Annotated in this window: 12 protein-coding genes; 1 reads left to right on the top strand and 11 read right to left on the bottom strand. The window is 27.4% G+C overall.

Annotated elements, in window-relative coordinates; translation table 4 throughout:
* Positions 1 to 11 precede the first annotated feature (11 nt).
* Positions 12 to 1,358 carry a tRNA uridine-5-carboxymethylaminomethyl(34) synthesis GTPase MnmE gene (mnmE, locus tag ACWXVU_RS00230; RefSeq protein ID WP_444704892.1) on the bottom strand — a complete coding sequence of 449 codons (1,347 nt, stop codon included), beginning with the start codon at positions 1,356 to 1,358 and terminating at the stop codon, positions 12 to 14.
* Between the two features lie 278 nt (positions 1,359 to 1,636).
* Here mnmE and ACWXVU_RS00225 point away from each other — a divergent pair, with 278 nt between their 5' ends.
* Positions 1,637 to 2,326 carry a TIGR01906 family membrane protein gene (locus ACWXVU_RS00225; RefSeq protein ID WP_456011863.1) on the top strand — a complete coding sequence of 230 codons (690 nt, stop codon included), beginning with the start codon at positions 1,637 to 1,639 and terminating at the stop codon, positions 2,324 to 2,326.
* Positions 2,327 to 2,368: 42 nt separating this feature from the next.
* On the opposite strand, the gene ACWXVU_RS00220 is transcribed toward ACWXVU_RS00225, so the two are convergent.
* The 10 genes from ACWXVU_RS00220 to ACWXVU_RS00175 form a co-directional block, all read right to left on the bottom strand.
* Complete coding sequence (locus ACWXVU_RS00220) at positions 2,369 to 4,279, bottom strand: M13 family metallopeptidase (protein WP_456011861.1); 1,911 nt, start codon at positions 4,277 to 4,279, stop codon at positions 2,369 to 2,371.
* A gap of 22 nt (positions 4,280 to 4,301) precedes the next feature.
* Positions 4,302 to 5,840, bottom strand: coding sequence for an MHO_4530 family protein (locus tag ACWXVU_RS00215; RefSeq protein ID WP_456011860.1), 1,539 nt, complete (start codon positions 5,838 to 5,840; stop codon positions 4,302 to 4,304).
* A 14-nt stretch (positions 5,841 to 5,854) separates the two neighbouring features.
* Positions 5,855 to 8,068, bottom strand: a complete 2,214-nt coding sequence (locus ACWXVU_RS00210) for an ATP-dependent helicase (RefSeq protein WP_456011859.1) — start codon at positions 8,066 to 8,068, stop codon at positions 5,855 to 5,857.
* Positions 8,069 to 8,157: 89 nt separating this feature from the next.
* Positions 8,158 to 8,817, bottom strand: coding sequence for an RDD family protein (locus ACWXVU_RS00205; RefSeq protein ID WP_444704887.1), 660 nt, complete (start codon positions 8,815 to 8,817; stop codon positions 8,158 to 8,160).
* Positions 8,808 to 9,812, bottom strand: coding sequence for a hypothetical protein (locus tag ACWXVU_RS00200; protein WP_456011858.1), 1,005 nt, complete (start codon positions 9,810 to 9,812; stop codon positions 8,808 to 8,810). Before ACWXVU_RS00200 ends, ACWXVU_RS00205 begins: the two co-directional genes overlap by 10 nt.
* 11 nt (positions 9,813 to 9,823) lie before the next feature.
* Positions 9,824 to 11,167 (bottom strand): asparagine--tRNA ligase, encoded by a 1,344-nt coding sequence (asnS, locus tag ACWXVU_RS00195; protein ID WP_444704885.1) that lies wholly within the window; start codon positions 11,165 to 11,167, stop codon positions 9,824 to 9,826.
* A 145-nt stretch (positions 11,168 to 11,312) separates the two neighbouring features.
* On the bottom strand, positions 11,313 to 13,067 hold the full coding sequence (locus tag ACWXVU_RS00190) for a hypothetical protein (protein ID WP_456011857.1): 1,755 nt from the start codon (positions 13,065 to 13,067) through the stop codon (positions 11,313 to 11,315).
* 1 nt (position 13,068) lies between these two features.
* On the bottom strand, positions 13,069 to 13,932 hold the full coding sequence (locus ACWXVU_RS00185; RefSeq protein WP_438340486.1) for an ABC transporter permease subunit: 864 nt from the start codon (positions 13,930 to 13,932) through the stop codon (positions 13,069 to 13,071).
* Positions 13,925 to 14,788 carry an ABC transporter permease gene (locus ACWXVU_RS00180; RefSeq protein ID WP_444704883.1) on the bottom strand — a complete coding sequence of 288 codons (864 nt, stop codon included), beginning with the start codon at positions 14,786 to 14,788 and terminating at the stop codon, positions 13,925 to 13,927. Before ACWXVU_RS00180 ends, ACWXVU_RS00185 begins: the two co-directional genes overlap by 8 nt.
* On the bottom strand, positions 14,778 to 16,160 hold the full coding sequence (locus ACWXVU_RS00175; RefSeq protein ID WP_444704882.1) for an ABC transporter ATP-binding protein: 1,383 nt from the start codon (positions 16,158 to 16,160) through the stop codon (positions 14,778 to 14,780). Before ACWXVU_RS00175 ends, ACWXVU_RS00180 begins: the two co-directional genes overlap by 11 nt.

The following is a 16,160-nucleotide window of genomic DNA, read 5'->3' as shown; positions in this document are numbered from 1 at the left end:
TCACCTTTTTTTTACTTTCCTAAACAAAATTTATTAAACATATTATCCAATAGAGATTCGTTATCATGCTCTTTGTTTAAAATTTCTCTAAGTAGTGACCATGCTTTATTAATATCGAGTATTACAATCTCAGGGCCGAAACCTTTATCCATGCTTAAAATCGCATTATTTAATTCAATATAGCATTGCTTTAACAAACCTAATCTTCTAGTATTATAAATTAATTCCCTGTCATTATAATCAAGATTTAAATAGTTTTTTACCAAACTATTCTTTAACTCTCAAATATTTTTATTTTTTGCTGATGTTAATATATAATCAGATGAAACTTTATCATTTAATAAATCACTTTTATTCAATACTGGAATATATATTTTTCCTTTTGACATTTCTTTTATTAATTCATCTTCTTTGTTTTCTTTTTGACCTGGGTTAAATAAATGGACAATAATTTTTGCTTCTTTAATTGCGTTTAATGAACGATCTATTCCGATTGATTCTATTTTATCTTGAGTTTTTCTAATTCCTGCAGTATCTATTATTTTAAAAGGAATTCCATTTATTTCATAATCGCCTTCAATAATATCTCTTGTTGTTCCTTCGATATCTGTAACAATTGCTTTTTCTTTATTTAATAATAAATTTAAAATTGAAGATTTCCCGGTATTAGGTCTTCCGACGATAGCCACTTTTATTCCATTATATACATCAGTTGCAAATTCTGATTTTTTTATTATTATTTCAATATATTGTTTTAAATTTGTTATTAACTTTAAAAGTTTTGTTTTATCCATTTGTTCAATATCATTATATTCTGAGTAGTCAATATTTATTTCTATAATTGAAATAATATTAATTAGTTGTTCTTCTAATTTATTAATTAATTCATTATCTTTATCTTCAAATTGATTAATAGCAATTTCTGCTTGTATATTAGTTTTTGCATGTATAAGAGAATTTATTGCTTCTGCTTTTTCAAGACTAATTTTGCCATTTATGAATGCTCGTCTTGTAAACTCACCGCGAGTTGCTAATCTTGCTCCATTTGAAATTATTAAATTTAAAATTTTATTCGTGACAATTATCCCACCATGAGCATTTATTTCGATTGTATCTTCTCCTACATAGTTTTTATTACCGATAAAAAAACTAACTAATACTTCATCTATTTTTTTGTTAGTTATTGGATCTATTATAAATCCATAAGTTATTGTTTTATCTTTCCCGATTTTTCCTGTATAAATTTTTTTAATTATACTTATTGCCTCAGGTCCTGATATTCTTATAATTGATATCGCTTGATTAATATTGCCAGAAGAAATAGCTGCTATAGTATCATTGTAATAATTAATATTCATAGAATTTTAATTATATTAAAATTATTATAAAATAATTTAAAATAAAAAAATATATGTTTATTCTTTTGTTTAATTAATAATAAAAATAATAAATGTCGATAAGTCGAAAAAAATAAAAAAACCTTAATTTTAAAAGAAAAAAAGTTTTTTTAGTGTCAATTGTTTTGTTTTTTATTTGCTATTTAATAACATTTCTATTCTTTGTTACTTTATTGCTAAAAAACAGAATTATTTTTTTAAAAAGCATTTTGTTAATTAATGCTATACTAATATAAGCAATGTGAAAAAAATGTAAATATTTTTTGTATGTTTTTTTGATAATAAGTATTATGCTATTTATCTTAAGTTTTTCGATTATGTTGCCAATAATTATTAAACCTTTTTACTATTATCATTTATCTAATCTGGATTATAAAAATATCAAATTTAATAATGGCGAACTAAATTATGATCAACTTAAATTAGCATATAACGAACTTTTTGATTATTTAGTTTTATTTAAGAAATTTGGAACTGGGAAATTAGATTATTCATCTTTAGGGATGGCGCATTTCGCAGATGTGAAAAGACTGATTTTAATAGATTTTATTATTTTGGTTTTTTCTTTATTTACAATTCTTTTAGTTTTTTTAATATCAAAATTTGCAAAAATAAGAATAAAAATTATTAAATCTTGTTTTATTGCTTCGACAATTTTACTAGGGGTGCTGATTATTGTTATAGGGTTGGTAATTAGTAATTATGATGTTGCCTTCCGTAAGTTTCATGAATTATTTTTTGCTGGTAAAACAAATTGAATATTTGAACCTTCAAAAGATGAAATTATTAAAATTTTACCTTCTACTTTTTTTAAGAACAGTGCTATTTTTATAGCATCAGTAATTATTTTTTGAATTTCTCTTTTTATTTTTTTACAATTAATTTTATTTTTAAAACGAAAAAGAAAACAATCCGTTTTGTTACATTAAAAAAACCTCCTTCTTTTTTAAAATACAAGAAGGAGGTTTTAATTATCAAATTTTTACTCTTTTTTTCGGGCTTAGGAACATTTGGTCAGACTCTGATATTTTAAAAGTCTTATAAAAATCGTCAGAGTTTTGTACCTGAATGTTTGTTCTCAATATAGCAGGAGCATGAACATCAGAAGCTAATAGTAATTTTTGAAGTTCAGGTCTTTGTTTAGATCTTCAGGTGATAGCATAGTTTATGTAAAAATGTTTTGGGTTGTAATCTTTTTCGCTTTTTGCTGCTTCAAGGGCACATGATAACCCACCTGCATCTGCGATGTTTTCAGATACTGTTAATCTTCCGTCACATTTACCAACTTCTGTTTTTTTATTATCAAATAATTTAACCATTTTTTCAGCCCTTTTGTTAAATTCTTTTTTATCATCTTCGGTTCACCAATTCACCATATTACCTACTTCATCAAAGTTAGCCCCATTATTATCAAAGGCATGTGATATTTCATGAGCAATAACTGCCCCTATACCACCGTAGTTTGAAGAAGAGGATTGTTTTGAACTATAAAATGGAGATTGTAAAATGCCTGCTGGGAAAACTATTTTATTACTTGAAGGGTTATAATAAGCATTAATTATAGCTGGAGACATTGACCAAAGATTAATATCTTTCTTTTTACCATATTCAGCAAATTTCGCTTTTTGAACAGCCATTGTGAAATTAAGGGCATTTGTTATTAGATCATCATAGCCATTATACTTTTGAACAATAAATTCCTTATAAAAATCTTCAATAATTTCTGGGTAGCCTACATAAACGCCGATTTTAGAAAGTTTTAATATAGCTTTGTCTTTTGTTTGTTTTGAAAGTCAGGTGTTTTCTTTTAGGCGGTCCTCGTATATTTTAACCATTTTATGAATCATTTGCTCGACATTCTTTTTGTTTTGGGGGCCAAAATAAGTTTCACCGTAATATTTGCCAAAAGGCATAGAAAAAACATTATCAACAACAAATTTTACGGCTATTTTTTTCTTGCTAAAAGGTTTTCTTTGACCACTTAAAGCTCTTGAAAATTCCCCAGAAATTACTAAGCTTTCATAATCTAATAAGCGAGATAATTCAATTAATGATGAAATATATAGAAAAGCTTTATAAAGTTCAAAATTTTCTTTTGTTAATAATTTCGAATAATTGTCAACTAAATCTTTCGAAACACAAATAACTTCACTAATGCTATCATTGATTAACGAATTTAAAATATTAGATAAATTTATTTCTTTTATTTTTTTATTGAAATCGTCAACTTTTCTAGGGTGATAAATGTTAGTTATAATTGCTCATTCTTGCGCTGAAAGAATATATTTTGATGCCTCGTTATCTCATAGGAGAGCTTTGTTAACTAAATCATTTGCTCATTTTTCATCATTATTTACTTTTAACAGCATTTTTTTAACCATATTAACTCAAATTCTATAAAATGAGTTCTTTTTTTCTTCATCATTATAATAACTTTTTTCTGGAAGGATAACAGAAGGGGTCGAAACAAAAAGGGTTTGTTTTTCGTGGTTTTTAAAATCTGTGTGTATAAAAAAAGGAATAGGAACTTCAAAATTTCTTAAGCATAAGCTAGTGTAGTTATTTTCAATATCATTTCATGATTGATATGACTCTATTTCTTTTAGTATTGGAATAATAGGCTTTATTGAGTGTTTTTTTCTATCGTTTCAATTATTAACTAAATTATAAAATTTAACCATTTCTAGAAGAATTTTATTTTCAGTTATTTCGGATGAGTCGACTGATCATTTTGTTATAAGTTTAGTTTTTAATCTTGTTAAACTTTCATCTAATCTTTCAAACGTGCCGACTGAGGTTTTGTTATCAGCAATTTTATGCTTATTTAATCATTCTCCATTAATTGCCTCAAAAAAATTTTCTTTAATCTTAGCTTTATTCATAATTTACCTTTCAAATTTAATGTTATTTTTTTCTTTCGCTTGAGTAAAACATTTTAATTTTTTTGTTAAATAAAACTTTTTTATAGTTTTTGAAATCTAAATTCTCAAAAACAATTGAGATTTTTAAATGCTCTGCCTTTTTGAGTATAAGACCAATATATAACATTGTTTCTGGGTTATTAAGCATTTTGGTAAGCGACTTATCAAATCATATAATTCCCACTCATTTACCAATTAGTGAAATAATATCATTATTGATTTCGGTTAATTTTATTCCTATAGCCGCCTTTGGATAGTTTTCTTTAATTTGTTCTATTTTTTTCTTAACTCTTAACATACTTTTTTTTGAATTAAGTGAAACTAATTGAACAAAGGAACGATCAATTTTAATAGAATTTTCAATACTTTTATTATCAATATAATTAAAAATAAAATCTTGTATATTTAAAACTTTTCCATGAATATCTTGTGATTTGATGTTTTCATATATTTGCATAAAAAAATTTTTATAAATGTCTAAGGAAGCTATGATATTTTCATCTTTTATATTTAAAATTTCAAATTTTCTTTTAACTAATAATAAATTGAGTTTAGTGTTTTCATCGCCAAAATTATTTATAGACACAGTTTTAAAATCAATATTATTGCTTTGTTTTATTTCGTCAAGTGTATATTCATATTTTTCTTTAAAAATTTTAAAATCTTTGTTATCTTCTATGTTATTTGGAATTCAATAATCAACCATAGGTGTAAGTGTTTTGATAAAGTCAAAGACCGTTTCATAATACAATTGATTTTTGTTGGTTAAAAGCTCATTGTTAAATGAAAAAAAGGTAGAGTAAAGATTTTTGTAAAGAGTAGCAGTGTTTGCAAAGATTTTAGTTGCATAGTAAGAATGGCCACTTTGAAATCTATCAGAGGGAAAGACGAAAAAGATCTTATTTCAATCAAGAAAAACTTTGACGCCTTTTATTTGATTATAAACGCAACTATCTTGGAAAAGTTTTATAAAGTTATTAATACTATTAATATTTTTTATGTTTAAAATAAAACCACATGCTATATATTTGCTGTTTGGCGAAAAAAGGTAAGAAATGTTGGTGTTTAAAGCTTCGAAAACTTCATTTTTAATAGTATCGTTTCTGTTTCAATTAACTGTCATAAAAGCTTTTTGATCATTTATAAAATTTATTTCAAAACTAACCTTTGTTTTGTATGTTGAATGCTTGTTATGTGTTGTTTCAAAACTAATAATCGTATTCTCTTTATTTTTTAAAGCACTTAAAAAAAGAAGTTTATATTTTTTTTCTAAAATTTCACATAAGTCATCTAATTTCCTTCATTTATTATTTAGAAGGTTTAATTTTTTTATAAATGTGGGTTCATTTGAAATGTTGGGAATACCATTCAGATGTTTAATTCTATTTTGTTTCAAATCAATTTCTAAACAGAGGAAACCACTTTCGTTTTTAATATTATTTTGTGTTCTTATTAAAAATAAAATAAATCAAAAAGAAAAAATGAATATTATGGAAGAGAATGCAATAATTCAGATTAGCAAATTAAATTAACTCCTTAGTCATTAAGGTCACCATCTCATTTTTTAATTGAGTGATGCGATTTTTCAAATTGTTTTGTGGTTTTTTGTTGTGGAAAGGTTACAGTAATTATTGAGTCAACCATATCAATAATTTCGCCGCGTCCATAGATTTTATGCATTATATAATCTCCGACAACTAAATGGCTATTGTTTTGGTGATTTTCTTCAGCAATAGAAAAATCATTTGCAAGTGTTACAGAACCATTTTGTTCTTTTATACCTGCCTCTGATAAAAACCTGCTACGTTTAGTAAAACCAGATCTATTAATTGCAAATGAAAGGAAAAGCTTTTTCTTAGCTCTTGTAATTGCAACGTATGCAAGCCGTCTTTCTTCTTCAAGACCTTCAATATTTTCTTCATGTGTATTTGAATTAGTTAAAAATGTAAAATCTTTACTTGGTGAAATAGAAATTGCTCTTTTTAGAGGGAATAAACCTTCAGCAAGCCCACAAATAAAAACATAATCAAATTCTAATCCCTTAGCATTGTGCACTGTCATCAATGAAACAAAACTTGTTGCATCGTTTTCGACGTCTCTATCTGTTATTAGTGTAATTTCTTGTAGATATTCATCTATAGTACCGTGGGAATTGTTTTTTTCCCATAACTCAATAGCATTTATTAAACTTTGAAAATTTTCTTGTTTTGATTCATAATCTTCTTCAGAAATTTTAAATGTATCAAAATAGTTTATTTTTTTATACATAAACTCTTTGAGCGTGCTGCTTATTGAATTAGTTTTTAAGGCTGCTCTCGCTCACCGAATATCATTAATTAGTGAAGCTAATTTTTGAAGTGTAGTTGTTGAAATACTTAAAGTTTCTTGCAGCTCATCAATATGTGCTTCAATTGCATTGAATAATGTTGTACCTTTATTTCTTGCAAATTCAATTAACTTATCAACGGTTACCTCTCCAATTTTTCTTGAAGGTTTATTTATGATACGTAGAAGCATAATTTCACTACCATCATGAATAACTCTTAAGTATGCTAAAGCATCTTTAATTTCTTCACGTTGATAAAATTTGATTGAGCCAAAAAGCTTGTATATTGTACTTTCTCTAATCAAAGCTTCTTCAATTGCTCTTGAGTAGCTATTGGTTCTAAATAAAATAGCAATATTTTTTAATTGCACTCTCGAACGTTTTAATTCTGAAATTTTTCGTGCTATTCACCGGGCTTCAGCTTCTTCGCTATGGCCACAGTAAAATTCAACATCCTCTCCTTCTTCATTTTCTGTATATAGGTTTTTTTCTAGTCTTAATTTATTTTTAATGATTAATTTATTTGCGTAATAAAGAATTTTTTTAGTTGATCGATAATTTTCTTCAAGTTTAATTGTGATAGCATCTGGATAATCTTTGTGAAAATTAATAATTATATTGATATCAGCATTTCTTCAACTATAGATTGTTTGGTCGGGATCTCCTACAATTGTTAATTTATTTGTTGAACAAAGTTTTTGTAGTATTTTGTATTGAATAATGCTTGTGTCTTGAAATTCATCAATTAATAAATAGTCATATCGTTTAGCCCATTTGTTGGCTATATGCTCATATTTTGGGTCATAAAAAAGTTTGTAAACAAAAACTAGTAAGTCATCAAAATCAAGCGCTTTTGATCGTTGCAATCTTTCTTGATAATGCTTGTAAATCAATTCCTTTGTTTCGATAGCTTTTCTTTCTTGTAGAGATAAAGATGTATCAATATTTTCGTTTTCAATATTTAAAAATTCAAATAATGAATTCTTTTTGTTTTGAATGAATGAAATGATTGAACTATAACTGAATTCATTATTAGATATTTCTAATTCATTATAGACTGATTTAAGGATTGCTTTTTGGTCTATTTCGTCAATAATTTGGAAATCGTTTTCATAACCTAGCAAATGAATTTCATATCTTAATATTTTTGCACAAATAGCATGGAAAGTACTTATGACAGGAAGTTGTTCAGGATTATTCACCATTGTGATAACGCGATGTTTCATTTCATTAGCTGCTTTGTTTGAAAAAGTTAGAGCCAAAACGCGTGAAGGTTTTATTCCCAATTCATCAATTAAATATGATATTTTATATGTTAAAACTCTTGTTTTTCCTGAACCAGCACCAGCAATTATACGAAGTGGTCCGTCATTGTATTCTACTGCTTTTCGTTGTTGTTTATTTAGTTTTTCTAGTTCTATCATCTTCACCCCTTATAATTAAATATACTTTATAATTATAACCTAATTAAACCTATTAATATTTAGTAATAAAAAATAGCCTTAATTTTTGGCTATTTTGTGATATTGATTTTAGGAAGTTCACGTTTTTTTGGTTTAATTTTAAACATTAAATTTTCATCTTCAATAATATCTTCATATCTATTTTTTCAAACGGTTTTTGTTCGCGATAATTTATCATTTCAACTTAGTCTTGTTGATGAAATGCCAGAAATAATTAGCAGTATTTGAAGATTTATAGAAATCGTAGCTAGTGCTGTTGGTAATATAACAACAAGCTTTTCAACATTATTTAATTTTCCACCGCGAGCAGCTTTTAAAAATGCATCAGTAGACATTAACATGAAACTCATAAAAACAAAAATTCATAAGAATGCAAATAGTCTTTGCCGATCAAAAATAAATTTGGAAGTTCTTCTTTTTTCTTCATCGGAAAGAATTTTGATTTTACATATTAACATTCCAATTGTTTGGCCTTTTAGTATTGTTGGAATAACAATGTATTCAAATATACATAAAAAAATCATCAATAATAACCAAAGGCGAAAGTATATTTCTTTTAGTGTGGTACTTTGTGTGCGAAATTCAGCTTTTTTGTAATTGAATATTATAAAAGAAGTCGCTACAATTAAAACTATGAAAATAAGAAGATCAATTAATGTAGCTAATAATCTTATTCAAAAATTAGCCTTAACATTTTGCTTTATGGTCATATAAATTTTTTAATAATGTGGTCTCATTTTTTACTAAAACCAGACGTTAAATCATAAAGTTTTTGAATATTAAATTCTTTAAAAAAATGATTTGCTTGGAGTTGCTCTACTCAAAAAGGTCTTAGTATTGAAATTTCTTGAATAAGAGAGTTTTTAATGCTAATTAGTGTTTTTTCATCTAATGGATTTTTATTATGTTTTAATGAGCCGACAATTGCAGCAATATAATAGCAATAATTTAGACATTTAGCCAATTCGAGAGCATTTTTAGTTTCAATATCTATTGTATTGGAGGAATTGAATATATTATTTCAATTGCGAGTCAAGGATTTAGGGTTAAAAATTAATGGATTATCATTATTATTAATGATTCATGTGTCTTCGAAAAAAGCATATGTTTTTGAATAAAGAAGGCTTTGAAAAACAGGATTGGGTGAATATTCTAGATTGAGATCCTTTGTTTTAGGTAAGAAAAAAACTTTCTTTAAAATATTTGTCTTAACAATTGAATTGAACATAAAAGGGCTAGTTAATATAAAAGGTAGTTTATTGGTTTCTAAATTGACTAAACCTAACATTGATAAGTGGGCTGACTTGAATAATAATTTGTTTATTACTTGGTTATATCCGGGAACTTGTATGAAATCTGCTTTTTTGGGCGAAGATTTAATAAAATTGTCAAATCTTTGAATAAACTCATTTTTTAAATTGGCATATGAGTAAAGAATAAACGTATAAGGGGTTTCAATAAGATCTAAAGCTTGTTTTATTACAACATCGAAATGTTGATGGCCCGAATTAAAGATAATTTTTAACCTTTCGCCTAGTTTTGATTGTAGTTTATCAATTTCTATATAATCCTTTTCTTTTGGTCTATCAAAGGTCAAAATGATATTAAAATTTTGTGATTTTTGTTTATAGATATTGTAAAAAATTTCATTTAGAGGTATTTTTACGTTGTAAATAGGAATAATTATAGTTAGATTTTTTTTCATTAATATCCTTGTTACATTTTAATTTGTCCAGCAACTCTTGGGAAGGGGATGACATCCTTAATGTTAGCAATACCTGTCACATACATCACTAGTCTTTCAAAACCAATGCCAAAACCACTTGATGGTGCATATCCAAATCTACGCAAGTCTATGTATCATTGTAAGGGTTCTTGTGAAATTTTTAAGTCATGCATTCTTTGAACAAGTTTGCTATATCTTGATTCTCTTTGACTACCGCCAATTAATTCCCCTATCCCTGGAACTAATAAATCAAAAGCTGCAACAGTTTTGTTGTCATCATTTTGGTACATATAAAAAGCTTTAATATCTTTTGGATAATTTGTAACAGCGACTGGCCCATTTACAATTTTTTCAGAAAGGAATTTTTCATGTTCTGAAGCTAGATCCATACCAAAAAAAATGTTTTTTTCTTCAAATTGGTCGCTAAAAGGTTTAAGTTTTTCAACCACATCTTTATAATCAATAACTGTTAGTTTGTTATCAAGAAATCTGTTTAATGTTTCTAGTAGATCAGGATTGTAAGATTGCAATACCTTCATTTCATCTAAATGTTTGCTTATGGTGTTTTTAATGACAGTTTTTAATAAATCATCTGCAAGGTTAATAATATCCTTTAATTCATAAAAAGCAACCTCAGGTTCAATCATTCAAAACTCAGCTAAATGGCGTGATGTGTGCGAATTTTCGGCTCGAAATGTAGGCCCAAAGGTATAAACCTTCTTAAAACTAGCCGCATATGCTTCAGCATGAAGCTGTCCTGTAACTCCTAGGAATGCTTTTTGCTTGAAAAAGTACTCTTTTGTTTCATCATCAACCAACAAAGTTTCGCCAGCTCCTTCACCATCATTTGAAGTGATAATCGGTGATGCCATGTAAAGAAATTCGTGTTCTTGAAAATATTTGTGGATTTCAAAAGAAAGAGTATTTCTTATTAACATTATACTTTTGAATAAGCTTGTTCTATTTCTTAAGTGAGGAATTTCTCTTAAAAAATCAAGTGAAGTTTCTTTTTTTTGTATAGGAAAATCGTTGTCAACTTGATTGATAACAATTAATGTTTCTAAAATAAGTTCAAGCGGTTGTTGGGCATCTGGTGTGAGGTGAATAATTCCTCTAGCAATTAATGAGGTTCCTAGTGAAATTTGCGCGACATTGAGTTTTTGAATCATTTCTCCTTTAACTACTATTTGTAATGTTGCAACAGTACTCCCGTCATTAATAGTTAAGAATCTAATTTTTTCATTTCCTCTGTTAGAAACTAATCAACCTTTAACCTCAAACTTTTCATTTTCTCTTATTGTTTCAATGTTTTGTAATAACTTTTTAATTGTCATAACATTGCTCCTAACCAATTCTTTTAATCTAATTTATAATTTATAATTATACTTAAATTTTGTTACTATTTAATTTTTGATAACATTATTAAATGTTTAAATGTTTTTATTCTTAAATTTAAAAGAAAAAATAGGATTAACCTATTTATGATTTTGTTGCTTCGAAATAGTAGGCTGCAATCTTTGTTCGCAGGTTGTTTTCGATAATTGGATATGTGAATAAATGATAATTCTCATTTGTCGAGGGTTGCTTGAAAATAGATTTGGCAATTTCATCATTTCCAAAATACCATTCATCTAAAAATTTATATGTTAAAAGATCTGTTGGTGTATATGAAATATATTCAAAGTTTATTAGTTCACCTAAGTCGCTTTTAGTAAAAACTTCTTCAAAACTATCTGAAAAAATATCTGTTCCCTTATCAGAATTATTTCTTATAATTCGTAAAAATTCAATATTATCCTCAGTAATTTCACTTTTAAAACTTCTTAAGAATTTTTTTCAATTTTCCAGATTGTTTCAATCAATACTTTTTAATTTTTGGGATTTTGAAAGAAGTTTGATAATTTCTTGTCTGCTATCACTGTTGAAAATTAACGTTAAAGTATCGATGGAACTATTTAGGTCTTCATTGGTCAGGAATTTTTTTAATGTTTCAAAGAAACGCTTTTCTAGTAATTTCAATCTTTTTTCAATGCTCTCGGCGGATCTGATAATAATGTTGTTGTTATTATATATCAAAGAGCTAATGCTATCTAAAAATTTGGAAGTGTCTTCATCACTTAGCTTATGGGATATAATTCAACCATCGACAAGGTAATAATTGTTTTTAGGGCGCACAAACCTAATTGTTCCTTCTTCAACCGAAGCAAAATTATCTTCTGAATAATAAGCGTCTAAGGCATCGCCATTATAAATAACTGATGAATCTGAGCGTCCTTGTTTTGGTTCAATAAGGTAGTTAAGCAATTCTAATCCATCGCCACTTAGGTGATTATATGCTGTGTTTTTAATATCATAACCAGAAGAATTTTTGACAAATTCTACGAAAGAATCAATTGCTAGCTTGTAATTATTCTCGTTAAAGTCAAAGAGTTTTCCTTCTCCATTGAAGGTGAATAATTGTTTTCAATTTTTGTTGTCTCGTGATTTATAATTAATGGCCCCAATCATTAAGTTATCAACAAATGCATTAGTTCAACCAATATGTTGATATTTATTTTCTTTTAGGGTATCAAAAATTTGATTTCAATCGAGTTGCATTGATTTGTTTTCTAATTCTTGAATTGACGAATTGTTTAGTGTTAAATTAGGTCTACTATTTTTATTAACATTATATGCAACTCCTTTGTCTTGCGCATAATACGGTATAAAGAAGTCATAAAAATGTTCTCATTGGGCGCTAGTATTACTTTTTCAAAGTTTTTTATTTTTGTCTAAAATAAAACCTTTTGAATCTAATTCGTGTTTAGGTAGGTTTACTAGCTTATTGTATATTAGATTATCAAAGTTTTCAAGGTGTTTTCTAACATTTTCTGTGTAAAAAAACTTTCTAACATTTCAGTCATTGGCATCACTTTTTCCGTATAATCTAGCAAAATCAACTTTTCTGACTTTTTTTTCTATAATGAGTTGTGCTGTTTGAAAATCACTTCCAACACCAGCAATCGCTTTGTCTTGGGTTAATGCTTGGGTAAATTCGTTGATTTCCTTGAATTCTTTATAGTTGTAGTCTTTTTTTAGTTTTTCTTTTATAGAAGGCGCTAAATAAGATTCGTAATTATAAATACTTGGCCGGTACTTATTTGAAAGTTTAATTGAGATTGCAAAAATAAAAATTATGGTTATAACAAAAAAGGAAAGTATAAATATTAAGACCTTAAAAATTCTTTTGTTCAATTTATAAGACCTCCTTATAAAAATCCTTTTGTGCTTGTTTTTTACTTAAAACTAGGGATTTTTTAGCTAATTTATTTTGTGTTCCTTTAAAAATAATATATAGTGTATTTATAAATATTACTATTAGAAGCGATATTGCACCAATAGCCAGCGATCATGCCTGAAATTGACCTTCATACAATTGTGTTCCTAACGTTTCTGTATTAGAAACAATTCTTGTAATAATAAAATCGTCAAATGACAAAGTCATAGTCATAACAAATGTAAAAATTATAGATCCTAGCATATAAATAAAATATGTTTTAAATCATGTTCTAAATTTTGAATATCCTAAATCCTGACTTGCTTCAAAAATATTTTTGGAAAATTTATCGCTTTTAGGTAGCATTATTAAAATTCCGTATGGAAGACACATAACAGTATGTCCAATAATAGATCTAAAAAAACCTTCACTCGTTGCTTTTAGGGTTCCAAAAAATAAGAAGTTTAGAACAATAGCAAGTGTCAATCCTGTAATAACGTCAGGATTTATCATAGGCACATTTGAGGTTGCTTGCACAAAAGATCTTGCCCCTTTATTCTTGTGTCTTCATAGAGCAAAAACAGTTAGTAAGGAGATACTAATAACAAGGACAGAAGTTGCGATTCCAAGAAGAAATGAGTTAACAAATGCTAGACTATGTGATTTAGAAAACAGTTCCTTGTATGCATCAAAAGAAGTTCTATTTCAAGTTGTTACTGAAAAAATTCCTTTATCTGAAGGGGAATTAAAACTGTAAATCGTTCCAAAAATTATTGGTATATAAAGAAAAGCAAGAATCACAAAAACATATGAATATTTTAAAAAGTTTTTAAATTTAGTCATAATTTCCTCCTTGTCTTTTTTTTCTAATTAAGAATGGTATTCCATAAATGATTGCATATATTGATAATAGGACTGCAAGAGTGATAATAACTAATGTTGAAGAATTTGCTAAATCAAACGGGTTGGCTGTGTTGGCAAACTGGTTTATTAGGTTACCAATTAGTTGTTTTTGACTGCCATTTGGTAGGAGTTTGTCTGAAATAATAATAGAGGTTGCAGATATCATTAAAACAATTCCGAAACCACTTAATATTGCTTTGGATGTGTAAGGAATTATAACTTTAAAAACTGTTTTAAATTTTGAATACCCTAAATCCTCCGAGGCTTCCAAAATGTTATTTGGCATATCTTTAATAACCTGGTACAATGGTAGAACCATGAATGGTAGATAAAGATAAACCATACCAAAAACAATAAAGAAATTGTTATTTAACTGATTTTCATCGAAAATTGCCGAGAATAAACCTCTAACTGCTAAAGCTTTTGATATTGTAAAAATAGCTAAGGGGCTAAGAATTAGAGTTAAACCCAATATTTTAATAATCTTATATTTAGATCTTGAAACAATATATGCATACGGGAAACCGATTATTAGCGATACAGTTGCAGCAAATAATCCAGTCAGCAGAGACCTTCCTATTATTACCCATGTTGAAGGTTTTAGAGCAATTTCTCAATTTTCTAGTTTTGTTTGTCCTTCTAACGGTTTAAATGCATAAATGCATACAAACACCATAGGTAGGATAATAAATAAAACTGCAAAAACAACATATGGAACTATAAATGTAAATTGCAATTTTGACATCGGTGAAGAAAGTTTTTTGATTTTTTTTACATTTCTTGTACTAGACTTCATTTGTTTGACCTAATTCATTTTCTAATAATTCAAGTTTTTTATCTTTCTTCATTAGGTGGATAGCATCAATATCCCAATCTAAAAATACCTCTTTGCCGACAGCGTATTTTGAAGAAGTTTCTACATAAATAATTTTATCCTTACATTGAACCTCATAATTATAGTAGCTGCCTCCATAGGTTGATTTTATAATTTCTCCCGTTAGCTTAGCTTTTGATTTTACTCTTGTTATAATAATATCTTCTGGTCTTATAAGGGCATCCAAACTTTCCCCGGGCTCAAATTCGTCATGAATAGTGTCAAAAGTCCTTGACATAAATTTTACCTTGTTTGCTTTTATGAAAGTAGCGTTAAAAAAGTTTGAATCTCCAATAAAGTTTGCTACTCATTTATTAACTGGAAAATCATAAAGTTCCTTCGGAGTGGTAAATTGTTCTACTTTTCCATCACGAATAACAGCAATTCTATCGCTCAGTTGCAGTGCTTCATTTCGGTCATGAGTTACAAAAATAAAAGTAAGTTTCAGCTTTTGTTGAATGTCCCTTAAAAGAGTTTGCATTTTTTCTCTTATTTTAGCATCAAGAGCACTTAATGGTTCGTCTAATAAGAGAATTTCGGGTTCAATAACTAGTGATCTTGCGAGTGCTACCCTTTGTTTCATACCACCTGATAAAAAGTTAACGTTTTTCTTTTCGTTGCCGCTTAAGCCAACGAGATCCATAATTTGTTTAACTTCTTTATCCATTTCTTCATTAGTAATTTTTCTAGTTAGGTATCTTTTTTCAAATGCCTCAGTTTTTAAGTCAACATAGTTTTCTCAATATGAATATTTAAAATCCATATCATCAATTCATTGCTGGTATTTTTGTTTCTTTCTTTTTGAAAGCGATGAATTATTATTTAATTCTCTTTCATATAATTCGAATTCTTTGTCGAGATTTTTCATTTTTTGATCGGCAAATTTTCTTCATTTTCTTCTTTGCAGTGTTAATTTATTATGAAATGATTTTGGAAGATTTTCTTTGTTAATTCTCTTAAGTCTTAGACCATATTTAATATTGTTTTCAACATTTAAGTGTGGAAATAGAGCATAGTCTTGGAATATAGTAGAAACATCCCTTTTATGTGGGGAAAGATCCTTAATATCTTTGCCATGAAGTTTAACTTCTCCACGAGTAACCCATTCAAAACCACCAATAATTCTTAAAATAGTAGTTTTGCCAGATCCAGAAGGTCCTAAAAGAGTAATAAATTCACCTTTTTCGATACTAAGATTGACATTGTCTAAAACTAGTTTGTCTTCAAACTCTTTAACAACATCAACAAGTTCAATGATTGCTGAGTTTGTCTTTTTAACTTTCTTTTTTTCCAT

This window comes from Mycoplasma sp. 2575 (assembly GCF_053851635.1).
The sequence above is the reverse complement of the archived record's forward strand: the minus strand, read 5'-3'. Positions and strand labels throughout refer to the sequence as shown.